Origin of the sequence: Rhizobium sp. RAF56, assembly GCF_052113965.1 — a bacterium.
GTDB lineage: Bacteria > Pseudomonadota > Alphaproteobacteria > Rhizobiales > Rhizobiaceae > Rhizobium.
In genome coordinates this window covers 1-18,662 of record NZ_JBFRDU010000040.1, presented here as the reverse complement: position 1 = coordinate 18,662, position 18,662 = coordinate 1, and the positions used below count along the sequence as shown (strand labels likewise).

Annotated in this window: 14 protein-coding genes; 9 read left to right on the top strand and 5 right to left on the bottom strand. The window is 62.3% G+C overall.

Annotation, left to right across the window (positions count from 1 at the left end; translation table 11 throughout):
- Positions 1 to 3 precede the first annotated feature (3 nt).
- The 3 genes from ubiG to AB4048_RS24175 form a co-directional block, all read right to left on the bottom strand.
- Entirely contained in the window at positions 4 to 759 is a 756-nt protein-coding gene (gene ubiG / locus AB4048_RS24185) for a bifunctional 2-polyprenyl-6-hydroxyphenol methylase/3-demethylubiquinol 3-O-methyltransferase UbiG (RefSeq protein ID WP_442204538.1), read from the bottom strand.
- Between the two features lie 53 nt (positions 760 to 812).
- Positions 813 to 2,036, bottom strand: coding sequence for a YbfB/YjiJ family MFS transporter (locus tag AB4048_RS24180; protein WP_442204537.1), 1,224 nt, complete (start codon positions 2,034 to 2,036; stop codon positions 813 to 815).
- Positions 2,037 to 2,122: 86 nt separating this feature from the next.
- On the bottom strand, positions 2,123 to 2,740 hold the full coding sequence (locus AB4048_RS24175; RefSeq protein ID WP_442204536.1) for a TetR/AcrR family transcriptional regulator: 618 nt from the start codon (positions 2,738 to 2,740) through the stop codon (positions 2,123 to 2,125).
- Between the two features lie 197 nt (positions 2,741 to 2,937).
- Between AB4048_RS24175 and AB4048_RS24170 the strand changes: the two genes are divergently transcribed.
- From AB4048_RS24170 to AB4048_RS24160, 3 genes are all read left to right on the top strand, one after another.
- Positions 2,938 to 3,282 carry a hypothetical protein gene (locus AB4048_RS24170; RefSeq protein ID WP_442204535.1) on the top strand — a complete coding sequence of 115 codons (345 nt, stop codon included), beginning with the start codon at positions 2,938 to 2,940 and terminating at the stop codon, positions 3,280 to 3,282.
- A 102-nt stretch (positions 3,283 to 3,384) separates the two neighbouring features.
- Positions 3,385 to 4,044 carry a peroxiredoxin gene (locus AB4048_RS24165; RefSeq protein WP_442204534.1) on the top strand — a complete coding sequence of 220 codons (660 nt, stop codon included), beginning with the start codon at positions 3,385 to 3,387 and terminating at the stop codon, positions 4,042 to 4,044.
- 132 nt (positions 4,045 to 4,176) lie between these two features.
- The gene (locus tag AB4048_RS24160; protein ID WP_442204533.1) at positions 4,177 to 5,214 is read left to right on the top strand and encodes an MBL fold metallo-hydrolase; all 1,038 of its coding nucleotides are present in this window, start codon (positions 4,177 to 4,179) and stop codon (positions 5,212 to 5,214) included.
- Between the two features lie 21 nt (positions 5,215 to 5,235).
- On the opposite strand, the gene AB4048_RS24155 is transcribed toward AB4048_RS24160, so the two are convergent.
- Positions 5,236 to 6,312, bottom strand: a complete 1,077-nt coding sequence (locus AB4048_RS24155) for a diguanylate cyclase domain-containing protein (RefSeq protein WP_442204532.1) — start codon at positions 6,310 to 6,312, stop codon at positions 5,236 to 5,238.
- Between the two features lie 352 nt (positions 6,313 to 6,664).
- On the opposite strand from AB4048_RS24155, the gene AB4048_RS24150 reads away from it, so the two are divergent.
- From AB4048_RS24150 to clpB, 6 genes are all read left to right on the top strand, one after another.
- The gene (locus AB4048_RS24150) at positions 6,665 to 7,939 is read left to right on the top strand and encodes an aspartate kinase (protein ID WP_442204531.1); all 1,275 of its coding nucleotides are present in this window, start codon (positions 6,665 to 6,667) and stop codon (positions 7,937 to 7,939) included.
- Between the two features lie 89 nt (positions 7,940 to 8,028).
- Positions 8,029 to 10,296 (top strand): phosphoenolpyruvate--protein phosphotransferase, encoded by a 2,268-nt coding sequence (gene ptsP / locus AB4048_RS24145; RefSeq protein WP_442204530.1) that lies wholly within the window; start codon positions 8,029 to 8,031, stop codon positions 10,294 to 10,296.
- A 27-nt stretch (positions 10,297 to 10,323) separates the two neighbouring features.
- Positions 10,324 to 11,403 (top strand): peptide chain release factor 1, encoded by a 1,080-nt coding sequence (prfA, locus tag AB4048_RS24140; RefSeq protein WP_442204529.1) that lies wholly within the window; start codon positions 10,324 to 10,326, stop codon positions 11,401 to 11,403.
- Complete coding sequence (prmC, locus tag AB4048_RS24135) at positions 11,400 to 12,272, top strand: peptide chain release factor N(5)-glutamine methyltransferase (protein ID WP_442204528.1); 873 nt, start codon at positions 11,400 to 11,402, stop codon at positions 12,270 to 12,272. The genes prfA and prmC overlap by 4 nt, the downstream gene beginning before the upstream one ends.
- Before the next feature lie 343 nt (positions 12,273 to 12,615).
- Positions 12,616 to 13,287 carry a DUF4167 domain-containing protein gene (locus AB4048_RS24130; RefSeq protein WP_442204567.1) on the top strand — a complete coding sequence of 224 codons (672 nt, stop codon included), beginning with the start codon at positions 12,616 to 12,618 and terminating at the stop codon, positions 13,285 to 13,287.
- Positions 13,288 to 13,519: 232 nt separating this feature from the next.
- Positions 13,520 to 16,120 (top strand): ATP-dependent chaperone ClpB, encoded by a 2,601-nt coding sequence (clpB, locus tag AB4048_RS24125; RefSeq protein ID WP_442204527.1) that lies wholly within the window; start codon positions 13,520 to 13,522, stop codon positions 16,118 to 16,120.
- A 70-nt stretch (positions 16,121 to 16,190) separates the two neighbouring features.
- Here the strand turns inward: clpB and AB4048_RS24120 are convergent, their stop codons facing one another.
- Positions 16,191 to 18,137 carry a M23 family metallopeptidase gene (locus tag AB4048_RS24120; protein ID WP_442204526.1) on the bottom strand — a complete coding sequence of 649 codons (1,947 nt, stop codon included), beginning with the start codon at positions 18,135 to 18,137 and terminating at the stop codon, positions 16,191 to 16,193.
- Between the last annotated feature and the right edge of the window lie 525 nt (positions 18,138 to 18,662).

Below are 18,662 nucleotides of genomic sequence, written 5' to 3'. Positions count from 1 at the left end.
GGCCTATCGCGTCTCCGCCGGGCGCTTCGCCACCAGCATGTAGTTCACATCCATATCCTTGGACAGGTTCCACTGGTTCTGCATAGGCGAGAAGAAAACGCCCGTGCGGGCGATGACGTTCATGCCAGCCTCGGCCAGCGGGTTTCCGATTTCGTCCGGGCGGACGAGCTTTTCGTATTGGTGCGTGCCGCGCGGCAACCACCTGAGAACGTTTTCCGCCGCGAAGATCGCGAGCGCCGCGGCCTTGAGGGTGCGGTTGATGGTGGCGACGAACATCAATCCACCGGGGCGAACCATCCTTGCGCAGGTCGACAGGAAGAATTCGACGTCGGCGACGTGTTCGACCACTTCCATGTTGAGCACGATGTCGAAGGTTTCGCCGGCCTCGGCGAGCTGCTCGGCGGTGACGGCTCGGTAGTCGACCGTCACGCCCGACGCCCGTGCGTGGGTCGATGCGATGCCGATGTTCTTTTCCGAGGGATCGGCGCCGACGACGGAAGCCCCCATCCGCGCGACCGGCTCGGAGAGCAAACCGCCGCCACAGCCGATATCGAGGACCCGCAGGCCCTCCAGCGGACGCGGCGCCTTCGGGTCGCGGCTGAAATTCTCGGCGGCGTGGTCGCGGATATAGGTGAGCCGCACCGGATTGAATTTATGCAGCGGCTTGAACTTGCCGGTCGGGCTCCACCATTCCGCCGCCATGGCGGAAAAGCGGTCCACCTCGCTCTGATCGACGGTGCTCTTGGCCGCTTCGGTCATGTCTTGGCTCCCTGATATGGCGATCAGTGGAGTCGGACGAACCCGGGCGGAAGTCAAGAGGCCTGTGCCACCGACCGCCTCGCTGCGAAGAGGAAATCCGCAGCGAGCGCCAGCGCCAGCGCGGCCGCGCCGCAAAGGAAGATGAGCGCATGGTTCTGGCCGCTGTGGCTGAACAGGAACGAGTAGCCGTAACCGCCGAGCGCCTGGAAAAGCGCAAAGGCCGTCGTCGCCCGGCTCCAGGCGGCGCGTTGTTCCATCGGGTCGTGCGGCAGGATCTCATGGATACGGCCGAGCGTGAGCGGAACAATTCCCGGCGTGAAGATCCCAAGCACGACGGTCGCCATGCCGATCAATACCGGGTTGCCGGTGATTGCAAGCGTTCCAACGGCGATCGCCTGCAGCAGGAGGGCGGCGCGGTAGGCGGCGGCGAAGCCCACGCGGTCGGCTGCGGTGCCGCACAGCAGCGGACCGGCGATCGCCGCCAAACCATAGAGCACCCAATAGGCGGCACCAATGTCGGCGCCTTTTCCGAGCCCCCGCGCAACGTAGTCGACAAGCAGAACCATGACCGGGACAAGACCCAGCGCGTTTGCCGCATACTGGCCGTAGAGGACACGCAGGGACCGCTTGCTTGTCGCGGGAAGCGAATGCTCCGCAGCCGGCGCGGTCGCCGGCGCAACAATGCCGCCCGGCCATCCGAACCAGCTCAACGCCGTCAACGCCAGCGACAGGAGGCCGAGGCCAATCCAAGTGTCCTTCAGGCCGAACCCCATCAAGGCCGGCACGAGGGTTCCCGATGCGGCGATGCCGAGCCCCAGCCCCAGGAATATCGCGCCGCTGACAAAGCCGCGTCGTGCGGACGGGATATGCGGCAGGATGCTGGTCGCCACAAGCACCATGATCGATCCGCCCGCGAGCCCGGAGAGGAAGCGCCAGAAGAAGAACCAGGTGATCGATAGCGGATAGGCGCAAGCGAAGAATGCGGCCGTCGCCACCGCCATCAGCAAGCGCAACGCGTGCCGGTTGGATAGGACGGCGGCGAGCGGCCTGCCGAGCAGGGCGCCGGCGAGGTAGCCGGCGAAGTTGGCGGCGCCGAGCGTTACGGCGTCTGCAGCGGAAAACCAGTGCGCCTCGATCAGCGCTGGAATGAGCGGCGTGTAAGCAAAGCGGGCAAGACCGATCGCGACGAAACTGCCGCAAAGGCCGGAGAGCGTGGCGAACCATGCGGCGCGGTCGAGCGAGGGTGCGCCGGCCATCGAAGTCGAGTGAAGAGACACGGGGCAACAGCCTTTCCATCCGGCCCGGCTTTCCGCCACGGGCCGATCAAACGATGTGATTTTTCAACGAATGCGATGGGCGGCTTTTATCCGCCCGGTTCGCTTCCCTGCGAAGGCCAGGTGAGGCCAAGGGTGGCGACCGCCGAGCGGGCGATGCCCTCGATGAGGGGGCGGTCGCTCCGCACACGCGCAAGCACGCGCAATCCGAGCTGTGCCGAAAGCAACAGCCGCGCCGAATCATCGGCAGACACTTCGAGCGAAATTTCGCCGGTCTTTTGCGCCGCCAGAATGGAGCGACGGAAGAAATCCTCGATCACCGTCGTCTCGGCCGCCACGATGCTTCTAAGTTCCGGATCATCCGAGCGCGCCTCCAGCGCGGAGTTCACCAGCATGCAGCCGCGCTGCTCGGCGTCGCCAAGAGACCGTTCAACGACTTCGTGGAGGAAAGCGACAATCGCGCGGTCGGGAGGAAAGGTGGCTTCCACCCGTGTAATGCGTTCTCGCAGCGACCGATCCAGGTAGTTGTCGAGCGCGCGTATGAAGAGCGCCCGCTTGTCGCCGAAAGCATTGTAGAGGCTTGCGTGGGTCAATCCCATGCAATCGCTGAGATCGCGGGTCGACGTCGCCTCGTAGCCCTTCGTCCAGAAGACGTCGGTTGCTGCGTCCAAGACCACTTTCTCGTCAAATTGACGGGGACGGCCCATATCTGTCTCCGGATCACTTTAGCCGTTATAGATCAATTGCTCCAAAATTAAATAGAACGCTTGCTCTAAAATATCAAGAGTATTTTTGAGCGTAAGTCGTGCCGGCGCCCCGAATTGATTCTGCCCTATCGAGGCTGGCGCTTGTCACCCCCCAAAAATTCTGACCTTCTTAGGCCGTGGCGCTCCAAGAGGTATCCATGCCTGAAACCGATCCGGAAAAGATCGACGCGACGTTCCGCAACGGGTCGCTGACGGCGGCCGGTATCATTCTCGGTTTCTCGTTGAATTTCATTGGCCGCTGGGTCTCCAATCCGAACGACTGGAGCCGAATAGATATCCTCCCGGCGTTGCTTCTCGTGGTAGGGATCGCGATCCAGGTCAAGGTGTTTGCCGATCTCCTGGCGCGCGATTCCCTCCTGGCGGCGAAATATGACCGTTCGCGCCGGTTGTTTCTGATCGGACTTCTCATCGTCGCCATCGGCATGGGCATTGCGCTTTTCAACGACATTCTCGGGCTCGGCAGCATGCAGATTCTGGGCTAGCGTTTCCGGGTGGTGCGCATTCGCCTTGCCCAAAGAGAGGAGTTGCGCAACGGCATAAAAGGTGCAGACTGCGCCGCGGCAAACACATGGGGTAAACCTAATATGACACTAGCAATCAATGACATCGCACCGGACTTCGAGGCCGAGACGACAGACGGCAAGATCCGGTTCCATGACTGGGTCGGCGATTCCTGGGCCGTGCTTTTTTCGCATCCGAAGGACTTCACGCCGGTCTGCACGACGGAGCTTGGCTACATGGCCAAGATCAAGCCTGAATTCGACAAGCGCGGCGTCAAGATCATCGGCCTTTCGGTCGATCCGCTCGACCGCCATGCCGGCTGGGTTGCCGACATCGAAGAGACGCAGGGCCACGCGCCGAATTTCCCGATGATCGCCGACGTCGACTTCAACGTCTCGAAGCTCTACGGCATGCTGCCGGCGGCTGTATCCGGCGATCCCACCAAGCGTACCCCCGCCGACAACCAGACTGTGCGCAACGTTTTCGTCGTCGGTCCGGATAAGAAGGTGAAGCTGATCCTAATCTATCCGATGACGACCGGTCGCAATTTCGACGAGGTGCTGCGTGTCATCGACTCCCTGCAGCTCACCGCCAGCCACAAGGTGGCGACGCCGGTGAACTGGAAGAATGGCGATGACGTGATTATTGCCGGTTCCGTCACCGACGAAGAGGCCAAGGTGAAGTACCCGGACGGCTGGCGCGCGCCGAAGCCCTATATCCGCATCGTGCCGCAGCCGAAATAACATCGACGACCGCGCTCCGGCGCGGTTTTTGTTTGGCATAGTCGACCCGTTTTCGCGCCTGAGGGTCGCGACGAGCCGATATCGAAAGCGCCGGGCGCGACAGTGCTTGTGCTCGGCGCTTTGGAGATACCGATGATTTTCCGCCAACTCTTCGACAGCGTTTCCGGCACCTATACCTATCTCATCGCCAGCCGGCGAGGCGGCGAGGCGCTGATCATCGATCCCGTGCTCGAGAAGGTGGACCGCTACCTGCAGCTCGTACGGGAGCTCGATCTAAAGCTGGTCAAAGCCGTCGATACGCATCTGCATGCCGACCACATCACCGGCCTTGGCGCCCTGCGCGACCGCACCCACTGCATCACTGTCATGGGGGAGCAGACGAAAGCCGACGTCGTCTCCATGCGCGTGACCGAGGGTGACCGCGTCAATATCGAGGGTTTGAGCCTCGACGTTCTCTATACGCCTGGTCATACCGACGATTCCTATTCCTACCTGATGGACGGGCGGGTGTTTACCGGAGACACGTTGTTGATCCGTGGCACCGGACGCACCGATTTCCAGAACGGCGACCCGCGTCAGCAGTATCATTCGATCTTCAACAAGCTGTTGAAATTGCCGGAGGAAACGTTGCTTTTCCCGGCACACGACTACAAGGGCGACACCGTCTCGACCATCGGCGAGGAAAAGCGCTTCAATCCGCGCCTGCAGGTCCGCTCGATCGACGAATACGTCGACCTGATGAACAATTTGAACCTGCCCAACCCGAAGATGATGGACGTCGCGGTTCCCGCCAATGTGCACGTCGGTCTGCATCAGGACGAGATCGCGCGCCGTGGTTGGGCGCTGTCGGCCGTCGAGGCAATGGCGTTGCGGGGCCGTCCCGATATCGCGATCATCGATCTGCGTGAAAAGGGCGAGCGCGAAAAGTACGGGGTCATCCCGGGCTCACTACACGCGCCCTATCCCGATCTTCAGGAAAACATCAGCGATGGCGGCATGCTGCACGAGCTGGCGACGGCGACCGGCAAACGTATCCTGTTCTATTGTGCCTTCGGCGAGCGCTCGGCGATGGCCGTGGAGGCCGCCCAGGCGGCCGGTCTCGTGACCGCCTGCCACATAGAAGGCGGCATCGACGCCTGGAAGAAAGCAGACGGTCCGATTGCGCGCTGAACGGCGCGCCTCGAGCCGGGCCTAGCCTTTATAGAGCGACCAGTCCTTGCGGACGGCCGCCGTTTTGCCACCCCCGAAGAAGACGACCTTGTCATCGTCCGCCGCGATCGCGGTCTCGAGAGCTTTTTCGGCATTCGAGACCAGGTCGGTTAGGGCCTTGGCATCAAGCGTATTGGCGCATCCGAAACGAGCGGTGACGATCGGTGCGCCCTGCCTGGCGCCGAACGCACCGAGGCAGCCGAGCTTCAACTGCTCCGTCAGGCGCTGGATATCCGCCTCCGAGGTCGTCGCAACGACGATACCGATCTGCGGCCGGTCCAGCCAGGCGGCATAGTCGGCGCGCCGCACACTTTGGGACACGATCGCGCCGAGGCGTTGGAGAATAGCCTCCTTGGCCTTGATCAGCTCCTTCTTCTCGAAGGGCTGCAGTGCCACGAGATTGCAGAAGAGCAGGGACACTTCCTCCGGGAAATGCTCTTGCATGTATATTTCGGTCAGTCGCTTGTTGAAGCCACGGCGGTTGGCGAGCTGCGTGGCGACGTGAAGGAATTTCGTTCGCTCGAACTCGTCCAGCTCGTCACGGATCGTGCCGACCTTGGAAATCTGTGTGGTGACGCTCGTCAGAAGCTGCGAGCTCTGCGTGCGCTGAACCTCCGTCGCCTGGCGTATCGCCTGAAGCTCGCTCTGGAGGGCCTCGGTATCGCTTGGATCGGCCGAGGATATCCGACCGGTCGCCTGCCCGAGCAGGCTGGTATAGTTGGAAAGCGATGTGTGCCCGGTCTCGAGCGATTGCTTCAGCGTCGTCAATTCGCCGCGGATGAGCGTGGCGGACCTGTCCAGGGCGGATTTTTCGAAATGGTGCGGCACATAGCTGCGCGCCAATTCCTCCATGTCCGCGTCGCTGATGTTCTTGCCGAGCCGCGCGAATTTCTCGCGGAGCTCCGGATTGTTGCCGCTGATGATCTCGCACATCAGCTCGTAGTGGACCGGAGAGGCTTCGATCTGCAGCCGCATCAGCGTGCTGAAAACGTTGTAGTAGAGTTCCCTGCGGCTTAGCTGCGCTAGCTCTTTATGGGAAGGAACGACGGTCGCCATCATGCAGCGCCTTTCACGGGGCTTCGGGTGAAGATTGCGGCAAGCATATCTTGCGTCCGATCCGCGATCATGCGGCTGAATTGACGCTTCCTGCGTCTGCTCGAACCGGCCAAACATAAGAACAGTCTTATTAAGATGGGGTGAACATAGCGAGCCCGACACTGCGTTACTTCACCCCATTGCCCTCCTTGTCCAAACTCGCTAAGAGACGCCGCAACTGGACGTTCCGTTCTTCTCGCGCTGCATGCCTTTCCCGAAAGCCCGCTTTCCTAAAGGCCCCGCGTGGATCAGCGGGCGGTTTCGTGATGCCGGGTCACAGCCTTCGGCCGGTCCGGCGCTTGATTGGTAGAGGCTCATGGCACGCATCGTGATGAAATTCGGCGGGACTTCCGTCGCTGACTTGGACCGTATCCGCAACGTCGCCCGCCATGTGAAACGTGAAGTCGACGCCGGCCACGAAGTCGCGGTGGTGGTCTCGGCGATGTCCGGCAAGACCAACGAGCTGGTTGCCTGGGTGCAGAACCAACCGAAGGTCGCCGGCGGTGAGCATTCGTTCTATGATGCGCGCGAGTATGACGCCGTCGTCGCCTCGGGTGAGCAGGTAACGTCGGGCCTGCTCGCGATCGCGCTGCAGGCCATGGGCATCAACGCCCGCTCCTGGCAGGGATGGCAGATTCCGATCCGCACCGACAACGCCCATGGCGCGGCTCGCATTCAGGAAATCGACGGCGCCGACATCGTCAAGCGCATGGGCGAGGGCCAGGTGGCCGTGGTCGCCGGCTTCCAGGGTATCGGTCCCGACAATCGCATCGCGACCCTTGGCCGTGGCGGTTCGGACACCTCCGCGGTTGCCATCGCCGCAGCGGTAAAGGCGGATCGCTGCGACATCTATACCGATGTCGACGGGGTCTATACGACCGACCCTCGCATCGAGCCGAAGGCGCGGCGCCTCAAGAAGATCGCCTTCGAGGAAATGCTCGAAATGGCGTCGCTGGGCGCCAAGGTATTGCAGGTGCGCTCCGTCGAGCTCGCCATGGTGCACAAGGTTCGTACCTTCGTGCGCTCCTCTTTCGAAGATCCCGATGCGCCGGGCATGGGCGATCTGTTGAACCCGCCCGGAACGCTGATTTGTGACGAGGAAGAAATCGTGGAACAGGAAGTAGTCACCGGCATTGCCTATGCCAAGGATGAAGCCCAGATCTCGCTGCGCCGCGTGGCCGACCGGCCGGGCGTTTCGGCGGCGATCTTCGGGCCGCTGGCCGAGGCGCACATCAACGTCGACATGATCGTCCAGAACATCTCCGAGGATGGCTCGAAGACCGACATGACCTTCACCGTGCCGTCGGGCGATGCGGAAAAGGCGATGCGCGTCCTTGCCGGCCACAAGGACAAGGTCGGCTTCGACGTCATTCAGAGCGAATCGGGCCTCGTCAAGGTTTCGGTCATCGGCATCGGCATGCGCTCCCACGCGGGCGTTGCTGCGTCCGCTTTCAAGGCACTTGCCGAAAAAGGCATCAACATCAAGGCGATCACCACCTCGGAAATCAAGATTTCCATCCTTATCGACGGCCCTTACGCAGAACTTGCGGTCAGGACTTTGCATTCCTGCTACGGTCTCGATAAGAGTTGATCTGAAGCTGCAAGTGGCCGTCCACAACGCCGGGAGGTGGTGGGCGGATCAGTCTGCGGTTCTGTCGATTTTCGGGAGCGAGTAGCGCAATGAGAGACCTTTCCGGCGGTCCGCGCGTTCTGCTCAAGCGGCTGCGCGAGTTGATGGCGGAGCCGCTTGAGCCGCAGGAGCGCCTTGACCGGATCGTTCGCCAGATCGCAGGCAACATGGTGGCCGAGGTGTGCTCGGTCTATGTGCTGCGCGCCGACGGCGTGCTGGAACTTTTCGCCACCGAAGGTTTGAACAAGGACGCCGTCCACCTTGCCCAGCTGAAGATGGGGCAGGGCCTCGTCGGCACGATCGCCGCTTCCGCCCAGCCGCTGAACCTTTCCGACGCCCAGTCGCATCCGGCCTTCCGCTACCTGCCGGAAACCGGGGAAGAGATCTATCACTCCTTCCTGGGCGTACCTATCCTGCGCACCGGCCGCTCGCTCGGCGTGCTTGTCGTTCAGAACAAGGCGAGTCGCACCTATCGCGACGAGGAGCTGGAAGCGCTCGAAACCACGGCGATGGTTCTCGCCGAAATGATCGCCACGGGCGAACTCAAGAAGATCACCAAACCGGGTCTCGAACTCGATCTCACCCGTTCCGTGACTATCGACGGGGATACCTATAACGAGGGCATCGGGCTCGGCTATGTCGTGCTGCACGAGCCCCGCATCGTCGTCACCAATCTGCTCAACGACGATACCGAGAAGGAAATCGGCCGGCTCGCGGATTCGCTCGGCAGCCTGCGCATCTCGATCGACGACATGCTGTCACGCCGCGACGTTTCCATGGAGGGCGAGCACCGCGAGGTGCTGGAGACCTACCGCATGTTCGCGCACGACCAAGGCTGGGTGCGCAAGCTGGAAGAGGCGATCCGCAACGGCCTGACGGCGGAAGCGGCGGTCGAAAAGGTCCAGAGCGACACCAAGGCGCGCATGATGCGCCTGACCGATCCGTACCTCAGGGAGCGGATGCACGATTTCGAGGATCTCGCCAACCGCCTCCTGCGGCAGTTGACCGGCTATACGGGTCGCACTGCCGGTGACGGATTCCCGAACGACGCCGTCATCATCGCACGCGCCATGGGCGCTGCCGAGTTGCTGGACTATCCGCGCACCAACATCCGCGGCCTTGTCCTCGAGGAAGGTGCCGTCACCAGCCATGTCGTCATCGTCGCGCGCGCCATGGGTATTCCGGTCGTCGGCCAGGCGGCCGGGGTGGTGGCACTCGCCGAAAACGGCGACCCCGTGATCATCGATGGCGATGGCGGCCATGTGCATCTGCGTCCGATGCCCGAGCACCAGCGCTCCTACGAGGAGAAGGTTCGGTTTCGGGCTCGCCGGCAGGCTCAGTTCCGGGCGCTGCGCGCCGTCGAACCGGTCACCAAGGACGGCGAGCGCATATCGCTCCTGATGAATGCCGGCCTTCTCGTCGACCTGCCGCAGCTTGCCGAATCCGGCGCCGAAGGCATCGGCCTCTTCCGGACCGAACTGCAGTTCATGATCGCCTCGACGATGCCAAAGGCGGAAGAGCAGGAAAGCTTCTACCGCAACGTCATCAAGCAGGCGGGTACGCAGCCGGTCACTTTCCGCACCCTCGATATCGGCGGCGATAAGGTCGTCTCCTATTTTCGCGGGCACGAGGAAGAAAACCCGGCGCTCGGTTGGCGCGCGATCCGGCTATCGCTCGACCGGCCGGGCCTGTTGCGCACGCAACTTCGCGCCATGCTTAGGGCCGCGGCCGATGGCGAGTTGAAGATGATGGTGCCGATGGTCACCGAAGTGTCCGAGCTCACGGAAGTGCGCGAGTTGCTGCAGAAGGAAGTGCAGCACCTGTCGCGCTTCGGTTACGCGCTGCCGCGCAAGCTGCAGTTCGGCGCCATGCTGGAAGTGCCGGCACTGCTATGGCAGCTCGACGAATTGATGGATGCGGTGGATTTCATCTCCGTCGGCTCGAACGATCTCTTCCAGTTTTCGATGGCGGTGGATCGCGGCAACGCCCGCGTTGCCGATCGCTTCGACGTGCTCGGACGGCCCTTCCTGCGCATCTTGCGTGATATCGTGCGGGCAGCGGAACGCAATCAGACGCCGGTGACGCTCTGCGGCGAGATCGCCGGCAAGACGCTTTCGGCAATGGCGTTGCTGGGCATCGGCTTCCGCTCGATTTCGATGTCGCCGGCCTCGATCGGTCCGGTCAAGGCCATGCTTCTGGGGCTTGATGTCAAGGCGCTGGCGGCGATCATGGAGGAGGCGTTGAACGATACGCACCCGACGACCTCGATGCGCGACATCCTTGCCGGCTTTGCCGAAAGCCACAATATTCCCCTTTGAACGAAATTTATCAGGATCGGAGCCAGGGTGGCGAAGCTTCCCCTTGAAAAGATGCACGAGCTGGAGCGCCGTTTCGGTGAAATCGAAGCGCGCATGTCGGCCGGGCCTTCGGCGGAGGTTTACGTCAAGCTCGCGTCGGAGTATTCCGAGCTGCAGCCGGTGGTATTGAAGATCCGCGACTATCAGAAGGCCACGCGCGAGCTCGTCGATCTCGAGACGCTGCTCGCCGACAAGTCCGTGGACCGCGAAATGCGCGACTTGGCCGAGGTCGAATTGCCCGAGGTCAAGGAACGCATCGAGGCGCTGGAGCAGGATATCCAGATCCTGCTTCTGCCGAAGGATGCCGCCGACGAAAAGAGCGCCATCCTCGAAATCCGCGCCGGCACCGGCGGTTCGGAAGCCGCGCTCTTTGCCGGCGACCTCTTCCGCATGTACGAGCGGTTTGCCGCAACCAACGGCTGGAAAGTGGAAATCCTCTCGGCAAGCGATGGCGAAGCCGGCGGCTACAAGGAAATCATCGCGACCATCACCGGCAAGGGCGTTTTCGCCAAGCTCAAGTTCGAATCCGGCGTCCACCGCGTCCAGCGCGTGCCGGAAACCGAGGCGAGCGGGCGTATCCACACGTCGGCGGCGACGGTGGCCGTGCTGCCCGAGGCCGAGGATATCGACGTGGAAATCCGCCCCGAAGACATCCGCATCGACACCATGCGTTCGTCCGGCGCGGGCGGTCAGCACGTCAACACCACCGATTCCGCCGTGCGCATTACCCACCTTCCGAGCGGTATCGTCGTGACGAGCTCGGAAAAGTCGCAGCATCAAAACCGGGCGAAGGCGATGCAGGTGTTGCGTTCGCGGCTCTACGACATGGAGCGCCAGCGCGCCGACAGCGAGCGCTCCGCCGACCGTAAGAGCCAGGTCGGCTCCGGCGACCGCTCCGAGCGCATCCGCACCTACAATTTCCCGCAGGGTCGCGTGACCGACCATCGCATCAATCTGACCCTCTACAAGCTCGACCGCATGATGGAGGGCGAGATCGACGAGGTGGTGAATGCGTTGCTTGCGGACTATCATGCAAGCCAGCTCGCGCAGCTCGGCGAGCAGTCGTGAGCAGCGAGAGCCTCACGCTTGGGGAGCTTTTCGGCGAGGTTCGGTCTCGCTTCGCCGAGGGGGGGCTCGATGATCCCGCCACCGAGGCACGGATCCTTGTTGCCGGGCTTTTGGGACTGACCTTCACCGAACTGGTTTCGCGCTCGGATATGCCCGTGGCGGCGGAGCCCGCGGCGAGCATAAGGGCTGCCATCGAGCGCCGGTTGGCGCATGAGCCGGTTCACCGCATCCTCGGCGAACGGGAGTTCTATGGCCTGTCGCTCAGGCTCTCGCCGGCGACGCTCGAACCGCGCCCCGACACGGAAATTCTCGTCGATGCGGTTCTTCCCCATGTCGCCGAGCTTGCAAAAAGGGTCGGCCGCATCCACATTTTGGACCTCGGCACCGGAACGGGCGCGATCTGCCTGGCTCTATTGCACGAATGCCCGCAAGCGGACGGTGTCGGCAGCGACATATCCGCCGAGGCGTTGAAAACCGCGTCGCAGAATGCGGCGCGCAACGGGCTCGAGGAGCGTTTCCAGGCGATAGAGGGAAGCTGGTTCGAAGCCATTGAAGGCAGATTTCACGTCATCGTCTCAAATCCGCCCTATATTGCTTCTAGCGTTGTCACCACTCTCGCTCCAGAAGTGAAGTTCTTCGATCCTCCGGCAGCCCTCGACGGCGGCGCGGACGGATTGGACGCCTATAGGGCGATCGCTGCGGATGCCGGCAGATTTCTGCATAGAGAGGGTATTCTGGGCCTCGAAATCGGATACGATCAGCGTGTGGCTGTGACGGCGATATTCGAGGAAGCAGGTTTCTTCCTTATTGAATCTGTGAAGGATTACGGTCGAAATGACCGGGTCCTTCTATTGAAGCAAAATGGGTGAAGTGACAAAACGTAGCAGGCTGGCGGTCGCTGCTTTCCTTGAGAAGAAAAGGCTTGGTTTTGTCGAGGAAGCAAGATAGGTTGCCCTTACGCGTCGGGCGAAAGGGAATGAACGAAGTATCGTTCAGATCCGGACCAGCCTTAGGGACCGGCCCTCTGAAAAGAGGACCAAAGGTTGAAGAGAGCCCAATGCGTATTCAGTTTTTTTAACGTAGTCGAGCGGCAGACGGGCGCAGTGGCGCACTCTGCCTGCGGCGCGAGAGCCCTGGCAATGTTTCAGCTTTGGGCAGCGGGCGCCGCGTATGAAGATCAGCAAACAAGATGAGCAGTCAGGTGAAGAATCGATGAGGCCAGGACAGCAGAATAAGCGCGGTCGCGGGCGTGGCAGCAACAATGGTGGCGGCGGCGGTGGTAACAATAACAACAATTTCAACCGCAAGGGGGCCAACCCGCTGACCCGGACCTACGATAGCTCCGGCCCGGATGTCAAAATTCGAGGAACAGCGCAACACATCGCCGAGAAGTACGGGACGTTGGCCCGCGATAGTCACAGCGCAGGCGACCGCGTCATGGCGGAAAACTACCTCCAGCACGCCGAGCACTATAATCGCATCATTCTCGCCGCCCAGGCGCAGATGCAGGAACGCTTTCAGCGAGAAGATCGCCAGGACTTCAACGACCGTGACGGCTCCGACCGGGACATGGACGATGTGGATTCGTCGGATTCGGATATGGACGAACAGCCGCAAATGGCGCGTGCACCGATGCGCAGCCACGCTCCCGCGCCGGCACCCGCTCCCGAGATTATCGACGGTACCGGCCCTCAGCCGGTAATCGAAGGTACACCCGCCGAGGTCGCTATCGAGGAAGAGCAGCCCGCCGAAAGCGGACAGCCTCGCCAGCCCCGCCGCCGCAGTGCCGGCAATCGCCCGCGTCGCCAGCCGCGGCGCAGCAGCGAAGGCGGCGAGGACCAGGAGGCCCCAGAAGCCCCAGTGCTCGCGGAAGCTTCCGAATAAGCCAGTGACATGCCGCGGACGCGGCTTGGTCAGCATTTTGGGAACCCCGGCCAAGGCTGGGGTTTTCGTTTTGCCGCCCCTTTAAACTCTTCAATTCCCGTCCCATATTCGCAACGAAGCAGCCTCGCCGCAAATCCCAATCGCGGCGGGCGGAGCCAGCCTATTTGAGGGGGCTCCATCTCAATCATCGTCTTGCGCCGCATCAGGGCATGGCGATCCATGGAGGTAACATATGAATATCGAAAAATATTCCGAACGCGTCCGCGGTTTCCTGCAATCCGCCCAGACGAATGCCCTGTCCGAGGGGCACCAGCAATTCACGCCAGAGCATGTGCTGAAGGTTCTTCTCGACGACGACCAGGGCATGGCCGCATCCTTGATCGAGCGCGCCGGCGGCGATGCCAAGGCCGCCCGCCTGGCCAATGACGCCGCTCTTGCCAAGATGCCGAAGGTGTCGGGCGGCGGCGGCCAGGTCTATCTCTCCCAGCCGCTTGCCAAAGTCTTCACCGCTGCCGAAGAGGCTGCCAAGAAGGCGGGCGACAGTTTTGTCACCGTCGAGCGCCTGCTGCTGGCACTGGGGATCGAGCCGACTGCGTCGACGTCGACAACGCTGAAGAACGCTGGTTTGACGCCGACGGCACTCAACCAGGTCATCAACGACATCCGCAAGGGCCGTACCGCCGATAGTGCCAATGCCGAGCAGGGCTTTGACTCGCTGAAGAAATATGCGCGCGACCTGACGAGCGAAGCGCGCGAGGGCAAGCTCGATCCGGTCATCGGCCGCGACGACGAGATCCGCCGCACCATCCAGGTTCTGTCGCGCCGGACGAAGAACAACCCGGTACTGATCGGCGAGCCCGGCGTCGGCAAGACGGCGATCGTCGAAGGCCTGGCGCTCCGGATCGTCAACGGCGACGTGCCGGAATCGCTCAAGGACAAGCGGCTGATGGCGCTCGACATGGGTGCCTTGATTGCCGGCGCGAAATATCGCGGCGAATTCGAAGAGCGGCTGAAGGCCGTCCTCAATGAGGTACAGGCGGAAAACGGAGAGATCATTCTCTTCATCGATGAGATGCACACTCTGGTCGGTGCCGGCAAGGCGGACGGCGCGATGGACGCGTCGAACCTCTTGAAGCCCGCGCTTGCCCGCGGGGAGCTGCATTGCGTCGGCGCCACCACTCTCGATGAGTATCGCAAGCACGTCGAAAAAGACGCTGCGCTCGCCCGGCGCTTTCAGCCGGTCATGGTCGAGGAACCGACGGTCGAAGACACGATCTCCATTCTGCGTGGCCTGAAGGAAAAGTACGAGCAGCACCACAAGGTCCGCATCGCCGATGCGGCGCTGGTGGCGGCGGCGACCCTATCCAACCGCTATATCACCGACCGCTTCCTGCCGGACAAGGCCATCGACCTGATGGACGAGGCGGCGGCGCGGCTGCGCATGCAGGTGGATTCCAAGCCCGAAGAGCTCGACGAACTCGACCGCCGCATCATCCAGCTGAAGATCGAACGCGAAGCGCTGAAGAAGGAAACCGACCAGGCCTCCGCCGACCGGCTGATCCGTCTCGAGAGCGATCTCGCCTCGATCGAGGAGGAAGCGGACGCGTTGACTGCCCGCTGGCAGGCGGAGAAACAGAAGCTCGGCCTTGCCGCCGACCTCAAGAAGCGGCTCGACGAGGCGCGCAACGAACTGGCGATCGTCCAGCGCAAGGGCGAATTCCAGCGCGCCGGAGAACTTGCCTACGGCGTCATTCCGAAGCTCGAAAAGGAGCTTGCGACCGCGGAGGAAAAGGACGGACATCGCGATTCCATGGTCCAGGAGGTGGTCACCGCCGATAATATCGCCCATGTCGTCTCGCGCTGGACCGGCATCCCGGTTGAAAAGATGCTCGAAGGCCAGAAGGAAAAGCTGCTGCGCATGGAAGACGAGTTGGGGGTCTCGGTCGTCGGCCAGGGCGATGCCGTGCAGGCCGTGTCGCGTGCCGTGCGCCGTGCACGCGCCGGCCTTCAGGATCCGAACCGGCCTATCGGCTCGTTCATCTTCCTTGGCCCCACCGGCGTCGGCAAGACGGAACTGACCAAGGCGCTCGCCCGCTTCCTCTTCGACGACGAGACGGCGATGGTCCGCATGGACATGTCGGAATACATGGAGAAGCATTCCGTGGCCCGGCTGATCGGTGCGCCTCCCGGCTATGTCGGCTATGAGGAAGGCGGTGCCTTGACGGAAGCCGTCCGGCGCCGGCCCTACCAGGTCGTGCTCTTCGACGAGATCGAAAAAGCACACCCCGATGTCTTCAACGTCCTGCTCCAGGTTCTGGACGACGGACGTTTGACGGACGGCCAGGGCCGCACGGTCGATTTCCGCAACACCATGATCATCATGACCTCGAACCTTGGTGCCGAATATCTGACCAAGCTCGGCGAGGGTCAGGATAGTGACGCCGTGCGCGAACTGGTGATGGGCGAAGTGCGCAGCCATTTCCGTCCGGAATTCTTGAACCGCGTCGACGAGATCATCCTCTTCCATCGCCTCAAGCGCGAGGAGATGGGCGCGATCGTCGATATCCAGTTGAAGCGCCTGGTCAATCTTTTGGCCGAGCGCAAGATCACGCTCGAACTCGACGACGACGCCCGGCACTGGCTGGCAGAAAAGGGCTACGATCCGGTCTATGGCGCCCGCCCGCTGAAACGGGCGATCCAGAAATACGTGCAGGATCCGCTCGCCGAGCAGATCCTGTCTGGCCAGATTCCGGATGGATCGCTCGTGAAGGTGACGAGCGGCACCGACCGTCTGCTCTTCCGCCCGCGTGCGGCGGTCAGCGAAGCGGCGTAGGCTCGTCGCGCAGAGACAAGAATGGCGGCCGCAGGGCCGCCATTTACGTTTTGACGTTCGCGCCGGCGATTTACTCGCGGCTCGCCACCTGCTTCGCCTTCTCGTCGCTGAGCAGCGAATCGATGCGGTGCCGTTCTTCCTCGAACTTGACGAGCGCATCGCCGTTGAGGCCCTTGCCGCCCGGCAGGCGGATGCGCAGCGGATCGACCTTGGTGCCGTTGACGATCAGCTCGTAGTGCAGGTGCGGGCCGGTCGCGAGACCGGTCGAGCCGATGAAGCCGATCACCTGGCCCTGCACCACCTTTGCACCGGGTACCACGCTCTTGGCGATCGCGCTCTGGTGATTATAGGACGAAACATAACCGTTGGCGTGACGGATCAGCGTCTGATTGCCGAAACCGCCTGCATCCCACCCGGCCTTCTCGACGACGCCGTTGCCGGCGGCAATGATCGGCGTACCACGGGGGGCTGCCCAGTCGACGCCGGTATGCATGCGCGCAAATCCGAGGATCGGATGCCTGCGCATGCCGAAGCCTGACTTGAAGAGGCCATTCGGCACCGGGTTGCGCAGCAGGAACTGGCGGATGCTCTTACCGTTCTCGTCGAAGTAGTCGATCGAATGATCCTCGGGATCTTCGAACCGATAGAAACGGGTGACCGTGTCGCCGAACCTTGCGTTGACGTAGAGGAGTTCGGAATCTGCTGTCGCCCGGCCGCTCTGGTCGGCAACCGAGAAGAAGGCCTCGAGCGAATCCGCCGGCCGCAGCTGCGCCTGGAAATCGACGTTGCTGGCGAGCAGCTTGATGATCTGGCCGACCATCTGCTGCGTCATGCCGTAGGCAAGCCCCGCCCGGTAGATGCCGTCGTAGACGCGTGGCAGGTCGCGGCCTGCCGCTACGGGAGGGGCGTCGTTGTCGAATGCCGATGCGACGGCGTCGAGTGTCGGTGGTTCGCTGCCGGCAATGAAGGCGCCGCTGTCGGTCTGGGCAACCGTCAGCATGTGGCGGTCCTTGCGGTAGATGCTGGCGCGGATGATCTTCGCCTGCTCGCCCTTCTGCAGGATGCCGATGCGTAGAACATCGCCCGCGTCCACTTCCGCCGTCCCGAACAGCGGTTCGATTTGGTCGGCGATGCCCTGGGCGTCCGCCTTCGGATATCCGGCGTTCACCAGTGCGGTCGCGATTTTCGTGTCCTGCCGGATCGGAATGATATCGTCGGCATACTCAGGCGCTTGCGGTACCACCTGGTCGGGCGCCGAAACCGTCATGTTTTCCTCGACCACGCGGGCGGCAAGCCCTGCCGTCAAATCGACATCGGCATCGTCCGCTGCGAAGCGGCGCGGGTCTATGTAGTAGAGCGCCGACAGCTGCGTATTGCCGTCGGTAAGGACCGAGCCGTTCGAGCGGACGTTTTCCTCGACCTCGTCGAGCGTCATCGAGCCGGCCAGGGCAAACTGCGCGTCCTTGGAAGGGAAGGGGAGGGTCTTCAGACTGACCTCCGACTCGACGTCGGAGCCGTAGATCGCGCCGGTGCGGTTGGCAACGGCGGGAATATTGTCGTCGGCGGCAAAGATCGCCAACGGATCGAACGAGGGGTAATCGTCCGTGGTGACGTGGCTTGACGCGAGCGCCATCTTCACATGTGCAAAGGGCTGCCGGCGCACGACCTCCTTTTCTCCATCATGTGAAACCGTGGAGACTTCAAGAATGCTGCGGTCGGCGGGCTTGGCGGCAATCGCCGGCGCCACCAGCCGTCCGCCGCGCGTTACCTGCAGGCCGTTATCGTCGGTGTGCGCGTCGGCGGCGGCATAGGCCTCGGCGGGAATGGCGAGCTGCTGGCGGCCGTCAAGGGCCGCGAAGAGAGCGACCCCCATCAGAACGCTGGAGGTGATGCCCGTGAGGAACGTGCCCGAAAGCCAGCGCAGCGAAACTTCGCGCCGGTCGGGTGCGCGTCTGCCATCGGCCAGGATTGGCGGCTCGTTGCCGAGCGACCGGAGCATCATCTTGTCCGTCATCATGCCAATCGGGTCCGGTTCCTTTTCCTGCCAGCCGCTGTTTCGCGGCGAAACAAGTGCATATTTATCACGCGCGAGTCAAACCTTGCCAGTTGTAACCCTATTTCCGCTTGCCTGTGTGAATCCTGCGTCGCTGTGGGCGGCGTTGCGCCCGAACCTCCGACGAGCCCACTTCCCTATGCTCACGTGCGCGCTATATGCGTGCACGTGAGCATTCCACCTATTCGTCCCGGCCAAGGACGCATGGGCGTGCGATCCAGCGGCCAAAACGTGCAACCGCGCGGGAATTTGCGGGCCGAATTTGTCATATTTTAGTCACCCTGAGAAATTCGTATGCAAATTCAGCGCCTTGTCGATTTTACGAGATTTTCGAAATTCGGCTGTTGACTTAGAAAAGGGGTAGGGTCTATAAGCCCGATCACTGACGAGGGCGGCGGCGCTGCTGGCGACGATGTCCTTCGCTCTAGAGTTTCAGATGGAACTGTGGCGGCGGATTGGGATGGTTGCTGGAAGGCGGTTGTCTCGTCG

Bases quoted from the DNA above. Each gene is read 5' to 3' on its own strand.
- ptsP (WP_442204530.1), top strand. From the start codon at position 8,029: ATGAGAGACCTTTCCGGCGGTCCGCGCGTTCTGCTCAAGCGGCTGCGC.
- AB4048_RS24155 (WP_442204532.1), bottom strand. From the start codon at position 6,312: ATGATGGCGACCGTCGTTCCTTCCCATAAAGAGCTAGCGCAGCTAAGC.
- AB4048_RS24130 (WP_442204567.1), top strand. From the start codon at position 12,616: ATGAGGCCAGGACAGCAGAATAAGCGCGGTCGCGGGCGTGGCAGCAAC.
- AB4048_RS24160 (WP_442204533.1), top strand. From the start codon at position 4,177: ATGATTTTCCGCCAACTCTTCGACAGCGTTTCCGGCACCTATACCTAT.
- AB4048_RS24120 (WP_442204526.1), bottom strand. From the start codon at position 18,137: ATGATGACGGACAAGATGATGCTCCGGTCGCTCGGCAACGAGCCGCCA.
- AB4048_RS24175 (WP_442204536.1), bottom strand. From the start codon at position 2,740: ATGGGCCGTCCCCGTCAATTTGACGAGAAAGTGGTCTTGGACGCAGCA.
- AB4048_RS24150 (WP_442204531.1), top strand. From the start codon at position 6,665: ATGGCACGCATCGTGATGAAATTCGGCGGGACTTCCGTCGCTGACTTG.
- AB4048_RS24165 (WP_442204534.1), top strand. From the start codon at position 3,385: ATGACACTAGCAATCAATGACATCGCACCGGACTTCGAGGCCGAGACG.
- clpB (WP_442204527.1), top strand. From the start codon at position 13,520: ATGAATATCGAAAAATATTCCGAACGCGTCCGCGGTTTCCTGCAATCC.
- AB4048_RS24170 (WP_442204535.1), top strand. From the start codon at position 2,938: ATGCCTGAAACCGATCCGGAAAAGATCGACGCGACGTTCCGCAACGGG.
- ubiG (WP_442204538.1), bottom strand. From the start codon at position 759: ATGACCGAAGCGGCCAAGAGCACCGTCGATCAGAGCGAGGTGGACCGC.